18 protein-coding genes and 1 pseudogene are annotated in these 18,567 nt (G+C 35.8%); 8 read left to right on the top strand and 11 right to left on the bottom strand.

From position 1 onward, the window contains the following. Nucleotides 1-63 precede the first annotated feature (63 nt). Genes DI076_RS12790 through DI076_RS12780 form a run of 3 tightly spaced genes read right to left on the bottom strand, consistent with a single transcriptional unit; the run spans nt 64 to nt 5,141 of the window. Entirely contained in the window at nt 64-1,560 is a 1,497-nt protein-coding gene (locus DI076_RS12790; protein WP_108960205.1) for a TolC family protein, read from the bottom strand. After that, nucleotides 1,557-2,894 (bottom strand): HlyD family secretion protein, encoded by a 1,338-nt coding sequence (locus DI076_RS12785; RefSeq protein ID WP_174705079.1) that lies wholly within the window; start codon nt 2,892-2,894, stop codon nt 1,557-1,559. The genes DI076_RS12790 and DI076_RS12785 overlap by 4 nt, the downstream gene beginning before the upstream one ends. An 18-nt stretch (nt 2,895-2,912) precedes the next feature. Continuing rightward, entirely contained in the window at nt 2,913-5,141 is a 2,229-nt protein-coding gene (locus DI076_RS12780; protein ID WP_108960203.1) for an ABC transporter transmembrane domain-containing protein, read from the bottom strand. A gap of 77 nt (nt 5,142-5,218) precedes the next feature. Here DI076_RS12780 and DI076_RS12775 point away from each other — a divergent pair, with 77 nt between their 5' ends. The 3 genes from DI076_RS12775 (at nt 5,219) to DI076_RS12765 (ending at nt 6,560) form a co-directional block, all read left to right on the top strand. Continuing rightward, on the top strand, nt 5,219-5,824 hold the full coding sequence (locus DI076_RS12775; protein ID WP_108960202.1) for a YceI family protein: 606 nt from the start codon (nt 5,219-5,221) through the stop codon (nt 5,822-5,824). Between the two features lie 67 nt (nt 5,825-5,891). Then, the gene (locus tag DI076_RS12770) at nt 5,892-6,053 is read left to right on the top strand and encodes a hypothetical protein (protein WP_245918417.1); all 162 of its coding nucleotides are present in this window, start codon (nt 5,892-5,894) and stop codon (nt 6,051-6,053) included. A gap of 48 nt (nt 6,054-6,101) precedes the next feature. Further along, complete coding sequence (locus tag DI076_RS12765) at nt 6,102-6,560, top strand: GNAT family N-acetyltransferase (RefSeq protein WP_108960201.1); 459 nt, start codon at nt 6,102-6,104, stop codon at nt 6,558-6,560. A gap of 101 nt (nt 6,561-6,661) precedes the next feature. Here the strand turns inward: DI076_RS12765 and DI076_RS12760 are convergent, their stop codons facing one another. After that, nucleotides 6,662-7,294, bottom strand: a complete 633-nt coding sequence (locus DI076_RS12760) for a TetR/AcrR family transcriptional regulator (RefSeq protein ID WP_108960200.1) — start codon at nt 7,292-7,294, stop codon at nt 6,662-6,664. A gap of 252 nt (nt 7,295-7,546) precedes the next feature. Here DI076_RS12760 and DI076_RS12755 point away from each other — a divergent pair, with 252 nt between their 5' ends. Continuing rightward, nucleotides 7,547-8,314: an SDR family NAD(P)-dependent oxidoreductase gene (locus DI076_RS12755; RefSeq protein ID WP_108960199.1), complete on the top strand. Its 768-nt coding sequence runs from the start codon at nt 7,547-7,549 to the stop codon at nt 8,312-8,314. Nucleotides 8,315-8,413: 99 nt separating this feature from the next. On the opposite strand, the gene DI076_RS12750 is transcribed toward DI076_RS12755, so the two are convergent. The 6 genes from DI076_RS12750 to DI076_RS12725 all read right to left on the bottom strand — a co-directional run bounded on the left by DI076_RS12750 (nt 8,414) and on the right by DI076_RS12725 (nt 14,746). Further along, nucleotides 8,414-8,881, bottom strand: a complete 468-nt coding sequence (locus DI076_RS12750) for an SRPBCC family protein (protein WP_108960198.1) — start codon at nt 8,879-8,881, stop codon at nt 8,414-8,416. Continuing rightward, nucleotides 8,868-9,212 (bottom strand): ArsR/SmtB family transcription factor, encoded by a 345-nt coding sequence (locus DI076_RS12745; protein WP_108960197.1) that lies wholly within the window; start codon nt 9,210-9,212, stop codon nt 8,868-8,870. Before DI076_RS12745 ends, DI076_RS12750 begins: the two co-directional genes overlap by 14 nt. 178 nt (nt 9,213-9,390) lie before the next feature. Continuing rightward, nucleotides 9,391-10,179: an aminoglycoside 6-adenylyltransferase gene (locus DI076_RS12740; RefSeq protein ID WP_108960196.1), complete on the bottom strand. Its 789-nt coding sequence runs from the start codon at nt 10,177-10,179 to the stop codon at nt 9,391-9,393. Nucleotides 10,180-10,670: 491 nt separating this feature from the next. Further along, on the bottom strand, nt 10,671-11,513 hold the full coding sequence (locus DI076_RS12735) for a cyclic nucleotide-binding domain-containing protein (protein ID WP_108960195.1): 843 nt from the start codon (nt 11,511-11,513) through the stop codon (nt 10,671-10,673). Between the two features lie 206 nt (nt 11,514-11,719). Further along, nucleotides 11,720-13,732, bottom strand: a complete 2,013-nt coding sequence (gene ligA / locus DI076_RS12730; RefSeq protein ID WP_108960194.1) for an NAD-dependent DNA ligase LigA — start codon at nt 13,730-13,732, stop codon at nt 11,720-11,722. Further along, on the bottom strand, nt 13,733-14,746 hold the full coding sequence (locus DI076_RS12725; RefSeq protein ID WP_108960193.1) for a M23 family metallopeptidase: 1,014 nt from the start codon (nt 14,744-14,746) through the stop codon (nt 13,733-13,735). It abuts the gene before it with no gap. Between DI076_RS12725 and DI076_RS12720 the strand changes: the two genes are divergently transcribed. The 4 genes and pseudogenes from DI076_RS12720 to DI076_RS12705 all read left to right on the top strand — a co-directional run bounded on the left by DI076_RS12720 (nt 14,745) and on the right by DI076_RS12705 (nt 17,597). Beyond that, on the top strand, nt 14,745-15,482 hold the full coding sequence (locus DI076_RS12720) for a SanA/YdcF family protein (protein ID WP_108960192.1): 738 nt from the start codon (nt 14,745-14,747) through the stop codon (nt 15,480-15,482). The genes DI076_RS12725 and DI076_RS12720 overlap by 2 nt on opposite strands. Further along, a complete protein-coding gene (locus tag DI076_RS12715) occupies nt 15,446-16,525 on the top strand; it encodes a hypothetical protein (protein WP_245918416.1) in 1,080 nt (359 codons plus the stop codon). Before DI076_RS12720 ends, DI076_RS12715 begins: the two co-directional genes overlap by 37 nt. Before the next feature lie 87 nt (nt 16,526-16,612). After that, nucleotides 16,613-17,029, top strand: a pseudogene (locus DI076_RS12710) (hypothetical protein); the annotation flags it as partial. Nucleotides 17,030-17,051: 22 nt separating this feature from the next. Next, nucleotides 17,052-17,597 carry a YceI family protein gene (locus DI076_RS12705; RefSeq protein WP_108960958.1) on the top strand — a complete coding sequence of 182 codons (546 nt, stop codon included), beginning with the start codon at nt 17,052-17,054 and terminating at the stop codon, nt 17,595-17,597. A 30-nt stretch (nt 17,598-17,627) separates the two neighbouring features. On the opposite strand, the gene DI076_RS12700 is transcribed toward DI076_RS12705, so the two are convergent. Further along, complete coding sequence (locus DI076_RS12700) at nt 17,628-18,503, bottom strand: molecular chaperone DnaJ (protein WP_108960191.1); 876 nt, start codon at nt 18,501-18,503, stop codon at nt 17,628-17,630. Nucleotides 18,504-18,567: the final 64 nt, after the last annotated feature.

The raw sequence follows: 18,567 nt of genomic DNA, 5'->3' as shown, positions 1-18,567 counted from the left end.
GGGAAAATTTTAGGAATTCAGCGAGATGTGAAAGTCGTTTTTTTTTCTACATAAGAAATACGACTAAGGAGAAGGAGAATTTTGCAAAAAAGATGCCGTAGACGCTTGGAAGTTGGCAACCGCGACATGATGATCGTACAATGCCTTAATTTCACGTACTGCTGCTTCTGCACTTGTCTGTTCACGAATATTCACAAATAAAAGAGTAGAATCTCCCAAAGCAAAACGTTCCCGCTCCATCTCTTCTAGTTTTCTTGCAAGCTCTACTTCATTTTGTGTGACGTTCACTCGTTTGGCTGAAGCAATCACTTCTGAGATTGCGTCTTGTACTTCGGTTTTGATTTTGTCTTTTGAGAATTGTAATTCTTGGTCAAGTTGGGCAATTTTTGCTTCTGCTGCTCCAATCATCCCACGAGGCCTTCTTGTTTGGATGGGAACATTCAAAACGAGTGAAGCTTCTAGTTCTGGTTTAGACCTTGTGACTGAACCTGGCCCTAAGTCCTGAGATCCTGCTACCACCAAATCCACTTGAGGTTTAAGTGAGTTATAACCCATGTCTTGGTCCACTCGAGCTTTTTCTCGTTTGAATTCATAGTCTTGGATTTCTGGTCGGAACTTCCATGCAATTTTGATACTTTTGTCTAATTCAAGACCTTTGTAATCGATGGGTTTTGGAAATCCTATGGGCAATCTGTCTGTGGTTGGTAAAATCAAATTCCCATCTGCAGCTCGTAAGAATAAAGACAAATCAATTGCTGCTTTTTGCATTTCACGTTCAGCAGAAACAAATTGTGATTCCCTTTGTAAAATGGCACGGTCATTTTCTGTACCTTCCATTTTGGGAATATCACCTAACTTGATTCTCTGGGTTATTTGTTCTTGTCTATTTTTTGCAATCTCTAACAAGTCTTTGTTGACTAAGTATTCTTGGCCACTTGCAACCCATTTCCAATAACGTTTGGTGGCTTCTTTGATTACTTCAATTTTTAACTTTTGGATTGATAACTCAGCAAGTTTACGATCAATGTCTGCTTTCCTGAGATCGGCCCTGTTTTTATCTATCTCACGGTTTCTCATGAGTGGAACAACAGCACCAGCTCTTACTTCTCCATAATCATTGGTTTCTCTTCGTCCGTCATAAACAGGAAATTTTCCACGACCTATGCGGTATCCAGCAAAAAAAGATGTCCCACCAAGTGGAGTTGGTTTTTCGAACACAGTGTCCGCTCCATTATTAGTATAATAACCAATTGGTTTGGTTGTACCCATAGCTTTGAATTGTAAATCAAAGGCACCTTCAGCCGCTAAATAATTGTATTCTGTTTCTGTTAAAAGTTTTTCAGCAGCTAGGACAAGTGGATAAGATTTCTCAACCGACCTTAATAGTTCAGAAAGAGTTAATACTCCAGGTTGTTGGTTGATATAGTCTTGTGTATAAATATTGGGCCCATGTAAGGATTCGAAAGGATCTTTTGTTGGATCCGCTTCCAATAAAAAAGAAAAAAACATCCCAAATGGGCATAACAACGCCAATAAAAATCGATTTAATAGCGTTTTCATTTTGTTTTTTCTCCTCCTCCATTCTCATCTAACAACGATTTCATTTCAGGATCATCCATTGGTAAATTTGGAGGGAAATCATTGAATCTTCTCCACAATTCATAACCAACACTGACACGATTGAGAAAAATCCATCCTTTTGCTCTTACCCCTTGTCTTAAGTAACGACTCGATGGCCACTGACGATCTTCATTATCAGGTACTACAAGGACACGGAAATTTCCAGATCCATTGTCTGTGATATCCACAAGTTTGACTACTCCTCCAAAAGTTCCAACAGCAGTTTCGGGCCAGCCACTGATTTGTAAAACCGGATACCCTTGGAATTGTAATCGAACTTTTCTTCCTTCACCAACTAACGGAATATCATTCCCTGAAATAAATAATTCTACAGCTTTGTCTTCCGCATCGGGAACAAGGATGGCAACTCCATCACCTTCTTTCACTTGTTGTGTGTCTGGATTCACAAGGATTCTCATGATGGTTCCATCTCTTGGAGCAAACACTTCTTGGTTTTCCTGTCTTGATAACCTGGCTTCTAATTTTGGAAGGTCTTCTAAGACTCTGGCAACTTCAGATTGTGCAGACGCAAGTGATGCTTTTGCATCATTGATGGAAGCTTCTGCATCTTGTTGGACCTTTCCTGTATCACTATTTAACGCTCGTTCCTCTTTGACAGCGGCATCATAAGTTGCTCTCGCACGATCGAGACCGGTTTCCGCATTTGTATGGTCAAGTTCTGCAAGCTCTAATGTGCGTTTGGAAGTTAGACCTTTTTCCCATAATTGTTTTTGGCGGTCTAAATTGAGATTTGCAGTTTTTAAGGCAGCTTTAGCTGCATCTACGGCTTGTTCGCTGGCACGGACTCTGTCCCTTGCCATCATCATACGTGAATCGGCTGCACTCACAGCACTTCCCTTTGACGAACGTAAACTTAATATCCTAGAACGGATGTTATCTTCTCTGGAACGTGCAGCTTCGAGTCTTTGTAAAAGTGCATTTCTTTCTTCTCGGATCCTAGTGATAAAATTGGGATCATTGTCTGAAATGTCAATGATCGGGTCTCCTTTTTTTACACGAGTCCCTTCGTGGACATGCCACTTAACAACTCGTCCACTAATTGGAGATTCAATTACTTGTTGGCGATCCAGTGGGGCGTACGCCACCACCCGGCCAAAACCCATAGTGGTTTGTTGCCATGGAACATAGAGCAAAATGAGAACGCTGAGAAAAAAAATAACCGTTAATATATAAGCTAAACTTTGGGCAGGAAGTGCAGTTTGCACCAATCGATATGATGGTAGGTTTTTACGAAGTTTCCATTTGGGTGACATATTTGTTTTCATAGTGATTTATGAATTAACCTTTAAGGAATGAGAATCATCTTCTAACCTTAGGATTTGGTCCATTTGTCCGAGAATGGTTGGTGATTTGGATACAATGAATACTGTCCATTCCCGATTTTTTTGGAGCAATACTTTCAAACAAGAAGTTAACAAAGGTGGCGGTAATTGGTCAAGAATTCCATCAATGAGAATCAGTTTTGGATTGCCGATAATTGCTCTAGTAAGTATTAACAATGCAGATTGTACATTGTCAAATGGATGCCCAAAAGTTAACAGTTGTGTGTGGATTCCTTGTGGTAATGACTGAATAGTTTTCCAGAGCCCTAAATCTTCCAAAAGATCTCGTATGGTAATGAGAGAAATTTCTTCGCGTCCCACACGGATATTTTCCAAAATGGTTCCTTCAAATATTTCATTCCCTCTGATGAGAACTGTATAGGTTTGGATCTGTTCCTTGGAAACTTCATGGATATTTTGGTGGTTGTATTCAACGATTCCAGAGTTTGGTTCTCTTAGACCACTGAGTAAATCAAGCAAGATATGAGCATCGTAAGGCGTATTGGAAGTGACACCAATTGTTTTTCCTGCTTGGACTTTTAAATTGAATTGATTGAAGATTTTATGTCCATTAGCCAAAGAATAATCTACACCTGATAATTGAACTTGGATTGGGCCTTTCGGAATTTCAAATGGAACTGTTTTTGCCGTTAATGTCGGTAAATGGAAAACGGAATTAATTTTATCTACAGCTGCTATTAAACTATAAAAACTATCCAACTGTTTTCCAAACTTGGATATATCATTGAGAACCTTTGCAATCACTAATTCAGCGGCGACTAATTGTCCAATTGTCAATTGCCTATGAATCACTAAATACCCACCAATTCCGAGTACGATCGCACTTGCTAAAGCTTGTATGCCGACAAGTCCTATGATTTGTTTGATAAAAACAGAGAAATATTTTTTACGAGCAAAAAGATAATCGCGAATGATAGAATCTGCTCTTTCAATCGCAAAATGAGATCCAAATGTAGAATGAAATAAAGCGGAATGCCTTGAAATTTCCTCGAGCCAAGCAGCTACCTTATACTTCTCTTTTGAAATTTTGATGTAGTTTTCAGAAGCAGGTTTGCCTAGTTGGTAGATAACAAAGTAACCACCTACAACCAATATGAACAAAGAAAAAACAATAAAAATAGGATGGTAAAATGATATGAGCACAAATCCAATAACGGTTGTTAATATAACCGCTAATCCATCAACCAATAATGAATGAATGGATTTTTGAATCGTCATCGTATCAAAAAATCGATTCACAAGTTCAGGATTATGGTGTTTGTCTAAGGCATCTTGTTTGATCCTTGGAAAACGAACAGCAAATTCAGTAGCAATTCGAACAAATACTCTTCGTTGTAAAATTTCTACCACATAAATCTGAATTGTTTGCATTGCCCCTGCAAAACCTAAAAAGAAGACAACTAAGAAAGTTAGAATGATGACCGGTTGTAACAAAACCCCGAAGGCAACAATATTGACTAAGGAAGAGGTTGCAACTGGTACAACTAAAGATAAAATTCCAATTCCGATTCCATATATAAAAACAATCCAAACATCCTTTGACTCAATGCGAATAAGATGATAAATTTGTTTGATTGCATTTTTGACTGCAGACGATGTGGAATGAGTTTCCTTTTGCGATGAAAAAGGAAACATTGGTTCTGCGACAATCCAATCCACAACATCCTTCGTCGATTTGATTTCAAATAGTTTTAGAAACTCTTTTTCTGAAATCCATTCTTCTTCACCTATATGATTGTGAAGCGGTCGGATGAGGTATGAGGATGCATGGTATCCTAAAATTGCATAAAATTCAGGAAGACCAAGTTCCTTACTTTTGATTTGAAATAGGAATGGTGCTTCTTTAGTGATATAACTCCGAATTTCCAAAATAGATTTTTGGACAAAGTTGAGTTTGATTTGGTATTGGTGAGAAGCCGCAATTAAATAATCGAGAAATTCCAATTTTGCTTCATGTGGGAATTTACTACGAAGTGATCGGAAACCTTCCAATATTTGACTTGGGACTGATTGGATGCTTAAAGATTCAGATAAAAAGTCTAAAATGGACTGTGCGAGAGACTCACCAGTCGAAAGTCGTATGGGAAGTTCGATTTCCTTTGATTTGAAGAGTTGGCTTCGAAAATGACGAAGCAACGATTTTATTAATTTTAACATGTGAATTTTAATTCGTGCTTTAGACTCCTCTTGACAAAACTTAGTTTTTGATTTTCTATTTTTGAATAGAGGATTCTATGAAAATTTTTTATTCTATTTTAGCTTTATTCATTGTCGGCATTTTCGGGCCAATTGTTGCAGAAGAAAATTGTGAATATGAGTATGATCCTAACAAAACCAACTTAGAATGGACAGCGTTCAAGTTTACAGAAAAAACAGGTGTTAAAGGTAAATTTGATAACATTCGAGTGATGGGAAAAACGAAAGACAAATCAAAGTTTGGTGTCGCTGAAAAAATTCGTTTCCAAATCGATAGTTTGTCCGTAAACTCATCCAATCCAGATCGGGATGCCAAAATCAAAAAGTTTTTCTTTGGATCTGTAAAAGGAAATCAGAAATTAACAGGTCATTTTTCGGACCTAACGTCTGGAGAATCAGGCACTGCAAAATTACACCTTCAATTTGGAAAATTCAAAACATCAGTTCCTGTAAACTTTGTTTGGAAAGAGGATACGGTAGAAGTAGTAGGAACAGTGGATGTGGCAACTCTTGGTTTAACACAAGGTTTATCAAAATTAAATGCAGAGTGTAATGATTTACATAAAGGTTCTGATGGTGTGAGTAAACTTTGGCCTACAGTTGATGTGAAAGTAGTTTCCACATTGAAAAAAGTTTGTAAGTAATTCCATATTGTTTTATAGTAACAAAGTTTTGTTAACATATGTTTGGGTAAGGACGGTGAGATTTTAGATGGACAAAGAAATTCAAAACTATCACCAATCTTTATCCCAAACAGAACAAGAAATTTGTAATTTGTTGTATGATGTGATCAATACATCACTTTCAAAATCTGAACATAAACTTTGGTTGACCCAAGCAAAAAAAATCCAATGGGATTATAAAACATTGTAAAACGAAAAGGGAAACTAGAGAGACTCAAATGAATAGAGTCGTTCCATCATGTTAAATATAAGTATAAAAAAACTGTCTGCAAATGATTTGTTTGAGTTTCTAGATCTCATTCGTGTATTTGAAGATGTATTTGAAATGAAGCAGTGTCAAATGCCAAAAGAGAGTTACCTTCAATCTCTTTTATCTCGAGATGATTTTTTTGTGTTTGTTACATTACTTGATGGAAAGGTAATCGCTGGACTCACCGCTTATCTATTGAGACAGTATTATTCTGAAAGACCACTGGTTTATATTTTTGATTTAGCAGTACAAACGAAATGGCAACGGAAAGGTATTGGAAAATCGTTAATTATAAAAATCAATGAATATTGTAGAAAAGAGGGCATGGAAGAAGTATTTGTCCAAGCAGATGTGGCTGATGATTACGCCTTGGATTTTTACAGGTCTACAGGTGGTCTACCAGAAGAGGTTATACACTTTACTTATCCTTTGAATAGAATCAATTGAAATTAAAATTCATAGTTGTTCTGTTAGCTCTTGAGAATGCATAAAGTAAGCAGATGAAGGTAAGTCTTACGAAGCTGGTTTTGAACTATGTGTTCTTAATCTTAACCTGGATACTTTAGGGCAGGGATCACTACTTGGTCAATCAATGCAATAAAAAGGTTTTTGTCAGGTGGTTTCCTCTCGATTAGGGCGCGGTAAGTTGCCATTGAATTCAAAACCTTACATACTAATTCTATGTTTGCTTTTTTTGAAATTTCTCCACGATCCATGGCTCTTTGGATTAATGTTCGATTCACTTCGGTCCATGGTCCAAAAATTTCTGTGATTCCTTTTTTTTCGATTTCTTCATCTGACCAAAATGTACCGAGACCACCTAGAACCCTTAATTTTGCATTAGCTTCTTCCATCGAATGAGGTTTGAGAATTGCTAAAAAATCATTTCTAAGAGAGCCTGTGTCTGGGATTTTTTCGAGTTCTAATTGATTTCGATTCATCCAGATCAATGCATCTTTGACAAGTTTAACTTTGGACGGCCAACGGCGATAACATGCAGCCTTTCCTGTTCCCACTTTGGTCGCAATTTGATCCATTGTCATTCCATCAAAGCCTTCTTCAGCTAACATCTCAAGCGTAGCCTTGAGAATAGAAATATCTAGAGAAGGGTCTCTTTTTCTTCCGAGGACGGGAGACTTTGTGGCTGTGTTTGGAACTGATACTTTTTTTTTCTTAACCATTGGGAACTCAATTAATACAGAACAAATCGATTTTACTTACTTTTTTACTGCACATGTAAAACGAATCGAAAATACATTCGTTTGGCAATTGATTTCTTAAAACAAACTCTTTCTTTTTTTTTCTTGACCAAAAAAATCCAAATTTTCAATGTCCAAATACGGAACTCATTAGTTTCGATACTAAAAAGTACCGTAAATGTTTAGGGCTACAGTTCTGGCATAAAAAATGTAAAAAAGTAGAGGATCAACTTTATGGAAAAAAAGGATAAACGAATCGCTCTCGTAACAGGAGCAAACCAAGGGATAGGATTCCAAGTAGCAAAAGATTTGGCTAAGAATGGGATGATGGTCCTCATTGGATCAAGAGATTTACAACGTGGAGAGAAAGCAGCACAAGAAATTGGTTTTGGAAGTAAGGCAATTCAATTGGATGTAACGGATCGAAAATCTATTTCGGATGCAAAAGATACAATACAGAAACAATTTAGCCGCCTTGATGTACTCGTGAATAACGCAGGTATTTCCAATACCAGAATGCAGCGACTAGGGCTATCTATGGTAGAGTATATGGAATCTGCGATGGCAAGTTTAGCATCAATTGACGAGATGCGTACAGTTTGGGATACGAATGTATTTGGTGTTCTTGCAGTTTACCAAACAATGTTACCTCTGCTTCGAGAATCCGAAGATGCTCGTATTGTGAATGTTTCTAGCACACTTGGTTCTCTCACATTGAACTCAGACTCTAACTCAAGTTATAGTTCCTTTTTTAATCCTGTGTATGCAGTTTCTAAAACTGCTTTAAATGGTATCACATTGTCAATGATGTTAGAATTAAAAGATACTAATATTAAAGTAAATTTAGTATCTCCTGGTTTTACAAAAACAGCTATGACTAATTTTGAAGGTTATGAAAGTTTAGAGGATGGTGCACGAGAAGTAGTGAGGGTAGCGATGTATGGACCAGATGGGCCAACTGGAACTTTTACGACTTGGAATAGTGAGTCTGTTCCTTGGTAAAATTCTTAAGAAAAAGTAAATAAAATACACTAACGTCTTTTATCTATAGCGTTAGTGTGTAATTTTGAAAATCGACTTTCCAATTGGATTCTAGATTTACTAAGCAATATGTCCTGCTAAGTGCTTACCTGTTTCTAAATACGTTTTTAGATTGGAAAGGACACTTGGCCATCCAGACGAAATGCCATTAAACATTTGTGGGTCTAAATCTAAGTGAGTGACAGTCAATCGAACAAGTCCATTTGCATAATTGGAAATTTCGAACGTTACTCGAGAATGTTTTGATTCATCGTCTTTATCTTTCGGTCTTGACCATGAAATCACTAATTTGTTAGGAGGATCTATTTCCAAAACTTTACCAACGATATCAACGGTTTTTGATTCATCCATCTTAACATGTTTCCATTCCGATCCAAGTTTCCATTCTGATACATTGGTATGAGCAGGATTTTTGGACAAAGGATCGGACCAATACTTACTTGTGATTTCTGGATCGGTGATTGCATTCCATACCTTTTCTGGTGTGCTTAGAATAAATGTCACATAAACAAAGTTATGTTGTTCCATGGTTGTCTCCTTCCAATTGTGTTTTGATTTCGTGTAAAAATCCTAAACGATTCTCTTCAAATTTACGTACCCAACGTTCATAAACTTCGTAAATCGGAACAGGATTGAGAAAATGAAGTTTCTCTCTTCCTTTCCAAACCACTGTTACCAGGTTTGCTTTGACCAAAATCTCAATGTGTTGGGTTGCCGATTGCCTTTGCATGTCGAGTTGTTCGCAGAGTTGGGTCAGAGTTTGTCCATTGTTTGAGAATAGAAGGTCTAGAACCTTTCTCCGGTTCGGATCTGCCATTGCCTTGAATATGAGGTCTGTCCCTTTTCCTTCTTTTTGCACGTAAATTCATTATGCAGGTAAATGCCTGCATGTCAAGGATAAAATTAATTTTCAGGGAAAATGATGAAATTTAATGGATTCTCTAATTTAGAAATGGAAGAGAAAAAGTATTTTTTTCAATCTTTGGTTGATTCCAGTGAGTTTGGTTTTTTCAAGGAATCACGTTTAGAAGAGAGTTTTAGAAATTAGGATTTTGTTTTAAATGATTGAGATATTGGACACTTTCTTTTTCTGCAACCTCTTGTTTGTTAAGATTTGTTGCTAACAAGTTTCTTAATTCACAATACAAATTGATCGATGCGAAAATAGAATGGAAGATAGAGTTATAATCATAGATTGGAATCGTAGTTTTTAGTTTTTCTAAATCTGCGTTAGACAAAATAAATTCTAGTTTACGAACACCTCTTGGATTTTTCTCATATTTAAGATGAAACATTGGGCCAAGGACTTGGTTTCTCAGAAATGAAAGAAAATCAATCGCTTCAAAAAGTTCGCCTCGTCCCAGTTTTGTGGCAGCATAATGAATCCAAACCCAAAATCTGTCTTCAATCCATTGAAAGTTAATGTTTGGCCAAATTGGTTTTGAATTTTTATAAATCTCTGGAATCTGATCCTTTCGATCATATACAACAATTGGATTTTCAACACGTTTGGTGAATTCTTGGATTTCAATGAATTTGAGATCTACATGTAATAGTGGAGAATTGTATAAACAAATTAACAAACGACTTTCCCCTACATGTTCTCCTGTAAAACCAACTAACAGATCTCCAACTTGATAAGCAAAACGTTTCATCTCATCGTGTGAAAACACTATGTTGTTTTCTGTAATTAAAAAAATATCTAAATCTGAAAATTGATCCAATTCACCAGTAATCGCAGAACCAGCACAACAAACCGCTGTAAACCGAGCATCTGATTTTACTATTTCAATTAGAGTTTCTAAATATTTTTTAAAAACATTCATTTTTACTAAATGGAATCCTAACTAAGTAAGCCTAAAAAATTTCTAATAGAGAATTCTTGCTATTACTATTATTTGCTTCAAATAGTATATTATATATATTGCACTTAATCGCAAGAAATTATTTCATTTGCATAAATGTGGTTATCAAAATAGGGGAACAATCTTGAAATATTGAATTCGAAATTGATACAGGAAACTTCCAATAACAAATTTGAACTACACAATTTTAGAGATTCCGAACGGAAACAAAACTAGGAAAGACTTCTAAATATCTCGATAATGTTATTTTTTTCTGTCATATAAAAGCAAATCTGGGATCTAAAATTCAAAGTCTTCGGTGCGTCTCTATCTTTCATAATGATTCAAGTATGACGAATATTGACCTGAGATTTTCTTGAATTTATGGAAAAAATGTAACCCAGCTTATCACTTTGATCAAATAACAGATTCGAGGTGTGTTTTGATAAAACAAACTCAAAGATTGTAAAGCCTCATACACATAAATTTTCAATCATTGCCATAAGCAAACATAAGGTTTGGAATATAGAGTAAGCGACCATTTCATCATTTTTTGCCACTTGTCTCAGTAAGTTTGAATCCAAGTGAATTGTTAATGCTCCATTTGATCCTGCTCTTACATTTAAGACATGTCCTTTATCTGCATCTTTTTTGATGAAACCAAATATATATCCTGGTTCTAATCGTAAGATGGGGATTTCTTTTATTGGATCCTTAGGATCGTTAACAAAATGAAGAACTTCTCCTTCAAGAATTAAGTATAAATCAGAATCAACTAAGTTCTCTTCCGAATAAACTAATTGGCCAGGGTTTACTAAACGAAATCTGGAATGATAGATTTGAGAATAAATCCGTAGATTCTGTTCTTTTATTTTTCCCAAACGATTTTGATCAACTTGGTCTAAAATATCGTTGAGATTAAATGAACGCAATAAGTCATGTTTTGTATCAATATTCAGTGTTTGTATGTAATTTATCATGTATTGAATTGCTCTAATGATAAATTGAGAGTCTGCATTCATACAAAAACTAAAGTCGGATTCGGAAATGAATAATACTTTTGTGCCATCTTCAATTGCTTTAACAGTATCCATTCTAATATTTGAAACGAATGCAGATAATCCGAAGAATTTAAATTGATTGAATTCCAATTTTATTATATGTTGATCTTTGTCTAAATGATCCGTTTCTACTTTTCCATTTAAAACAAAACAAATACCGTCGGATGAAGATTCACCTTTTTGATAGATAATTTCTCCAGATTGGTAAGATTTAATTAAAAGAGAATCTTTCGGTAAAATATCCAAAAATATCATTTATTTTTATCCTTTCTCATGTTTGCCTCATTGAAGTTGGGATCAATTGCTTGAAAATAAAAAACATATCTATTTAATATTTTACTTAAAAAATTTTGAAAAATCAGATCAAAAGAACCATTTCTGTATAAGGTCGATTGAGAAGTGAAAATCATTATCATCAGAAATTCTGAATGTTTTCAATTCTTGTCAAAAATTTAAGAGACTCAAATCGATATCCCTTCTTGTTTCAATAAACTCAAAAATTCTGATTCCGAAACCAAAGTCACACCGAGTTCTTTTGCTTTATCTAGTTTGGATCCGGCACCTGGTCCATAGAGTAGGTGAGTGGTTTTAGAGGAAACTCCTGTTACTTTTTTGCCACCATGTTTTGTGATGAGATCCATGGCAAGGTCACGAGGTTGGAAATTTTCAAAACTTCCTGTGACACACCAACTTTGGCCAACAAACGGCTGTAAATCGCTTTTTTCAGCTTGGTCTGCTTGGAATTTAAGACCAAGTTTGATGAGAGTGTTTACCAGTTTTAATGTTTCTTTGTCTTTGAGGTGGAAGAGTAATGCATCTATCGTTCGTGGCCCAATGCCATGGATCGCCGTAAGCTCTTCGGTTGCAGATTTTGATTTTGCTAATGTTAGCAGTTTTTCCCAGGAATCATAACCATTTTCGATGAGGATTTCAGTCACTTTGGGACCAACTTCATTTAGACCAATGGAAGGAAGAGTGAAACGAAAATCTTTTTCTTTGGATTTTTCAATGGCATCAAATATGATTTTGACAGATTTATCTCCAAAACCATCTAACTCTAGTATGGTTGTTTTGTATTTTTCTAATGTGTATAGGTCAGGGATATCTTTTACCCAACCCTTTTCAAAAAAAATCTGAATTTGCCTTTCACCAAGACCTTCGATATTCATTTGTTTTTTGCTACAGAAAAAGATGAGTTGGTTGAGTTTCCTTTCTGGGCAATGCCGATTTGTACAAAATAAATCAACGGAATCATCGACTTTCGTTAATTTTGTGTTACACGATGGGCATTCTTTTGGTAAAACAAAAACTTTCTTTGGTGGGAATGTTACTTTTTCGACAGCAGGAATGATTTCTCCTCGTTTGGAGATGAGTACTTTTGCTCCAATTCCAGCGCCAAGTTGGTCGATATAGTCTTGGTTGTGTAAGGTGGCGTAAGTAACTGTAGTACCAGCGAGGGATATGGGAGTCACTCTTGCTCGTGGAGTGACTTTACCTGTACGCCCTATGGCAAAATCGATTTCTTCTATCGTTGTTTCTTTTAGAAGGGCATCAAATTTAAATGCCCTTGCCCAACGAGGGGAATGGCTTGTTTCTCCGAGGTTTTCACGTAAGTTTAATGAATCAAGTTTGATGACAAGTCCATCCACGGGGAATGGCATTTTGTCCTTTTTCTTTCGGAACGATTCAATTTCTTTAATTAACTTGGTTCCAGAAAGTATAGTTGTGTCAGGAGCGAGAGGGAATTTTTCTTTTTTTAATACATTTAAAATATCTTTATGAGAGTTGATTCCTTTTCTTGAACTAGAAAAATAAACATCATAAACAAAGATTCGTAACGGTCGTTTTGCGACTTCAAGTGGATCTTTTTGTTTGATAGAACCTGCGGCTAAATTTCTTGGATTCGCAAATTTTCCACCATACTCTTCATTAAATTCTTCAAAATCAGCGAATGTCATAAAAATTTCGCCACGAACTGTGAGATTCATTGGCTCTGATAGGTTTTGTGGAATGGAAGAAATGGTTTTCACATTTTCTGTGACGATATCACCAATTCCACCAGTACCTCTTGTCACACAATGGGTAAGTTTTCCATTTTCATAGTATAACAAAATTGAGGCGCCATCAATTTTCCATTCTAAGGAATAAGATTCTTCCACACCAGTTTTTTCTAACCATTCGGAAAGTTCAGATTCATTATAGGTATTTTCTAAAGATAATACAGGAACTTTGTGTTTGAATTTACTAAATTGAGGGCTAAGGTCCGATCCTATTTGTGAGGTAGGAGAAGACGAGTCTGCTAATTGGGGATTTTCTTTTTCTAATTTTTGGAGTTCTTTAACAAGAAGATCAAATTCTTTGTCGGAAATGATCGGAGCATTGTTTTTATAATATAAATCATTGTGACGATTGATTTCTTTACGAAGTTCCAAAATTCTTTTTTTTGGATCTTCGGATTTTGTTTTTTTAGGCAATCAGTATACTCCCGCTTGCATGTATTGTTCTGGATCCGTTTTTCCTTCTTCTGAAATAAAAATTTCATAATGAAGGTGAGGTCCAGTAACATTTCCTGTTGCTCCAACTTCTGCAATTTGTTCTCCAGCTTTAACTTCTTGTCCTGAACGAACATAAATTCTAGAACAATGACCATATAACGTACTAAAGCCGAAGTCATGTTGGATGATGATATGATGTCCGTAACCTACGTTGGAGTAAGTGACCCGAACAACTCTTCCAGGTGCAGACGCATAGATAGGTGTTCCGACAGCATTTGCCATGTCCAAACCATCGTGGTATTCCCAATAACCAGTAGTAGGTGATTTACGCATTCCAAAAGGAGATGTTAAGTTATAAGAATACATAGGATTAAACAATGGTGAACGAGATAAGATATCAGACCTTTGGAACAAAAATTGAAAATTTGCTTCTACCAATCGTTGGTAATTATCCATGCGATGTTTTAATTGTCTTAATTCGTAAATTTCACTGAGATACTTACGACCTACATCCAATTGTTTGTCTTCTTTTTCTTCTTTTTGTAAGGATTCGATGGCTGATGATTCAATCCAATCTTCGGCTGGAATTTTTAAGAGTTCATCATCATTCCCATCGATCAAGGTAAAGAGTTCCAACATGTTTTCGTTGAGTTTGGAATACTCTTCTTTCATTTCTTCTAATTGATTGGCATGAGTGATGTAAGTATCAAAATACGTTCCATAAATTTTGGAAAGTTGGTTGATTTGAGTTTGTGTATTATTGGAACCTACAATTCCATAAATTGCTAAACTCAATAGACCTAAAGTGAGGCCTAAAAAAAATAGGATGGTAAAGTGTGAAATCTGGAAGTGAAAGGAACTATCATAACCATGGGGAATGACAAGAATGGTCATCCGCTGGTGACCTTTTTCTTTCACCTTATCAATCTGTTTCTTGATTTTCGGATTGTCTTGTGAAAAAACAGACGTAATCTCTTTAATTTTTTTCTTCATGACGAACCGCGATTCCTACATAAATAAGACGCTCCGATTCCTTTCACGGGTCAAGTGGAAATCCCTGTTTCTGGGATTGTTGGTTATTTTCGGAATTCTTAGTTTTGTCACATTGGTATCCAATTTGGGATTTTGGATTCTGTATGAAAACTCGGTTCACACCAATCATCCTTCGGAAATCCCTGAGGCAGATGTTGCCATTGTTCCTGGTGCTGCCGTGTATGGGAAAACTCCATCTCCTATCCTCATGGACCGTTTGGCTTGCGGATTGGAACTCTACAAAGCAGGTAAGGTCAAAAAAATCTTACTCTCTGGTGATAATGGCAAAACAGATTATAACGAACTTCGTCCTATGCTCGAGTACATGTTGTCCCACCAAGTAAAACCTGATGATATTTTTGTAGATCATGCTGGTTTTCGGACTTTAGATACACTCATCCGAGCAAAAGAAGTGTTTTTGGTAACCAAGGCTATTTTTGTAAGCCAATCCTTTTTTTTACCAAGAGCCATGTATCTAGGAAAAGAGTTAGAACTAGAGTTATACGGTTACGAATGCAATTTACGAACCTATAAAAAAGAAACCTATTATTTGTTCCGAGAATTTTCAGCAAGGATGCTTGCCTGGTGGGACATCCAATGGGACACACCTCCCAAGTATTTAGGAAAACCATATCCCATTGAAGGGAGTGGAATGAGCACTTGGAAAGGATCAATACCAGTTTCAATTCCAAAATGAAGTTTCACTTAAAACTGTCCTTCCGTTGGACCAAAACAATTTTAGTCAGTATTGTTTCTTTTGTTATCCTACTAAAGTTACCACCTGTACTGTTTGATGCTAAGTTTGAAGCTAAGGTTTTTAATTTTGGCATTTATCATTTGATTCTGAATCCTTGGACAGAAAATACACAATGGGATCAATTTTTAACACCTTGGATTTTATGGGTCTCTGGTCTCATTTCAAAACCTGAGGATCTTGTTTTCATTTTAAATTGTATCACAATCCTATCCGGTGTCATTCTTGTTGGATTTATTTCGCATCAATTTGATTGGATATTGGGTATAACAGTTTGTTTCCTTCTCTCATCTTCCCCACTTTACTTAGTCTTTCAAACTTGGATTGGTTTTTCTGATCCATTCACATTTTTACTGATAACTTTGTATTTGATTCTTTTGCATTCAGAATTTTTACCGAAGTTAAAAATCCTATATTTGTCTTTCGTTCTATTATTAGGAATGACCAATCATCTATTTCAGATGTTGGCACTTGTATTACTTGTGAATGTATTTTATCTGGTATATCATAAAGATAAAATCAAAATTTTGTTAGGTGCTTTTGTCTTTGCTTCTGTATTATATACATTATTTTTTGTTTCTATTTTTACCTATACAGCCATAGGTTGGAACCAAACACGTGTTTCTGTTTTTTCACAAATGTGGGGTAATGGATTTATCCGTATGAACCAATCGGAATTCTTCCTTGGAACCGTTGGATTATTCCATGGACTATGGCCCTTGGTGGTTTATATCATGTATCGAATGCCAATCTCTATCTTGGGATTTGTTTTTTGTTATCTCCTTTCCATGATGACTTATGATACGGGGCGAGTTTTTGCAATCCTATCCACTCCTATTCTTTTACTCTTTTCCATTCAAAATTGGCAAACAGCAAACATCTTCGAAAAAAGAATTTCGATTTTGTTCTCGATTGGTTCACTCCTCATCTGCAAATTGTATCCACTATTTTATAAATGGGATGGAAAGATTATCTATTTACAATAAAGAGTTACTTTGCAAAAATTTAAACCATGAGAGTATACTTTGTTCTATTGGTTTGTATGTTTTATACATCCACTAGCACTAAGTCCTCTCGATCGACATAACATCGCCGCTGATTATTTTCTCCTCAAAGACCCAACCAATAATGCCGGATTGTATTTTGCCTTAAAAGCAAATGAAGAATGGGAAGCAAAACGTTCTGGTGATCTTCATAAAAACTTAGCGATGGCAACGTTTAGTATGTATGCCATTACGGCAGGTTTGGCATTTTTTTCTCCTTCAAAAATTGACACGGATGTTGAAAACGAAACCGATGGGCCAAGAATTTATAGTCCAATCTTTGCACACAAAGCAATGATACCGATTCATTTAGCTTCCATGTTACTATTACCTGGTCTGGGTGCGAGGATCGAAAAAGAGGGACCAAGAGCTGCACACCAAATGGAACAAGTTGGTTGGGCTGGATTTGGTGCCATGTCGATTGCACTGCTTGTGATTACGTTTTAAAAGGAAGGAAATGGTTTTTCGAATGAAAAAGTTAATCATAACGCTCATCATTTTATTGTCTGGGTTCCAATTACATGCATTTGAAGTTTCAAAAAAGAAAATTGAATTTTTTGTCGAACATACAACTAAAAATATAACAGGTGTTTGCAATGAAATCCAAATGGGTAACCCTAACTTACAAGGCTCAAATGGAAAATACAATCTTAAGAGTCCGTTTGAAATCAAAATTCCAATTTTAAAAATTTCATCTGGTGATTCCAATCGAGATTCCCATATACAAGAAATTTTAGGTTACCCCGATACACCTCTCATCCAAGTCAAAATAGAATCGATTTTACCTTCGAAAACAAACGAACAAATCTATACCATCAAAGGTAAATTGATGATCCATGGAAATACTAGGGATTTTTCATCTGATGCGAATGTAAAAGTTTTGGAAGCAGGTGAGTTCCAAGTGGACGGTGTTGTGGTAGTAAAATTTTCTGAATTTGATTTGGAAAATCCATCGTTACTCTTTATGAAAGCAAAAGATGAAATTCAGGTGAAGTATCATTTCCAATTCAAATAAAACAGTTTTGAATCTTTCCGTTGGAATTAATTAGGTACCAATTAACTCTACCAAACGATTGTATTTTAATATAATACGTTTGGTCATCTCTTCTCCCTTTTTATTGATATCTGGATGGTATTTTTTTAATAATTCTTTGAATTTCTTTTTTACATCAACAATTGTCGCACCAGGTTCTAAATCAAAAAATGCGAGTAAATCCTTTACTTCTGTAGATACAGATTGAACGACTTTTTTCTTCTTTTTCTTTTTGGTTTCTCTAAATCGACCATATAATTCATAATAGGTGCGATCTCGAAATTCTCGAGTGATGTCACGAAAGTTTAGAATTTTTGTAGGGATCAGGCTCTTTAAATATTCGTACAAAAATTCTTCGGCACCAAATTCTGGATGGATTTCATATTTTTCTAAAAATTGATGGATGGACCTACGAACAAAAAAATCAATTTCAAACTTATCCATCAAATAGGAATCCACTGCATCATCAAAATCGATAGTTGCAGCAGTCAGCAAAAGCAAAAGTTCTTGGTCCAATCTGTGGTTAGCGATTGTTTTTTGGATGAGAGATTTATAGGATTCTCGAAGTTCATATAACGGTCGTTCGCTAAAGAAAATTCCACCCTTTAAAAATTCTTCCGCAACTTCATCTAATTCCAAATTCCAGGCTAAAAAATCGACTAGTAAGTCACCATCAACTTCATGGAATCCACCAGAAAGTGTCATTTGCGGTTTGGCCGATTTAAACTGGTAAACTTTGCGTAGGCATTCTTCCTTTCGGATTTCTAAAAGTTCTGAAAGTCGGTCATAAGACAAAAACCACTGCATGGCTTCGGAAACGTTTTGCAGTTCAAAAATGACATCATGCAAAATCTGTTTGGACTTTTTTGTTTCCGTTTTTTGGACCATAAATTTGTCTCTTAAACCAATTCCATATCGGGGTGACTTTTTTGCTAGTGAATCCTATTCCATT

Source organism: Leptospira ellinghausenii (assembly GCF_003114815.1).
Classification (GTDB): domain Bacteria; phylum Spirochaetota; class Leptospiria; order Leptospirales; family Leptospiraceae; genus Leptospira_A; species Leptospira_A ellinghausenii.
Note: the sequence above shows the minus strand (reverse complement) of the source record. Positions and strands in the feature narration are given on the sequence as shown.

Excerpts from the sequence above, each read along its gene's own strand:
- DI076_RS12780 (WP_108960203.1), bottom strand. The coding sequence starts at position 5,141 with ATGTTAAAATTAATAAAATCGTTGCTTCGTCATTTTCGAAGCCAACTC.
- DI076_RS12760 (WP_108960200.1), bottom strand. The coding sequence starts at position 7,294 with ATGGTTAAGAAAAAAAAAGTATCAGTTCCAAACACAGCCACAAAGTCT.
- DI076_RS12720 (WP_108960192.1), top strand. The coding sequence starts at position 14,745 with ATGACGAACCGCGATTCCTACATAAATAAGACGCTCCGATTCCTTTCA.
- DI076_RS12740 (WP_108960196.1), bottom strand. The coding sequence starts at position 10,179 with ATGAATGTTTTTAAAAAATATTTAGAAACTCTAATTGAAATAGTAAAA.
- DI076_RS12775 (WP_108960202.1), top strand. The coding sequence starts at position 5,219 with ATGAAAATTTTTTATTCTATTTTAGCTTTATTCATTGTCGGCATTTTC.
- DI076_RS12750 (WP_108960198.1), bottom strand. The coding sequence starts at position 8,881 with ATGGAACAACATAACTTTGTTTATGTGACATTTATTCTAAGCACACCA.
- DI076_RS12705 (WP_108960958.1), top strand. The coding sequence starts at position 17,052 with ATGAAAAAGTTAATCATAACGCTCATCATTTTATTGTCTGGGTTCCAA.
- DI076_RS12770 (WP_245918417.1), top strand. The coding sequence starts at position 5,892 with ATGGACAAAGAAATTCAAAACTATCACCAATCTTTATCCCAAACAGAA.
- DI076_RS12735 (WP_108960195.1), bottom strand. The coding sequence starts at position 11,513 with ATGATATTTTTGGATATTTTACCGAAAGATTCTCTTTTAATTAAATCT.
- DI076_RS12700 (WP_108960191.1), bottom strand. The coding sequence starts at position 18,503 with ATGGTCCAAAAAACGGAAACAAAAAAGTCCAAACAGATTTTGCATGAT.
- DI076_RS12790 (WP_108960205.1), bottom strand. The coding sequence starts at position 1,560 with ATGAAAACGCTATTAAATCGATTTTTATTGGCGTTGTTATGCCCATTT.
- DI076_RS12765 (WP_108960201.1), top strand. The coding sequence starts at position 6,102 with ATGTTAAATATAAGTATAAAAAAACTGTCTGCAAATGATTTGTTTGAG.
- DI076_RS12725 (WP_108960193.1), bottom strand. The coding sequence starts at position 14,746 with ATGAAGAAAAAAATTAAAGAGATTACGTCTGTTTTTTCACAAGACAAT.
- DI076_RS12785 (WP_174705079.1), bottom strand. The coding sequence starts at position 2,894 with ATGTCACCCAAATGGAAACTTCGTAAAAACCTACCATCATATCGATTG.
- DI076_RS12755 (WP_108960199.1), top strand. The coding sequence starts at position 7,547 with ATGGAAAAAAAGGATAAACGAATCGCTCTCGTAACAGGAGCAAACCAA.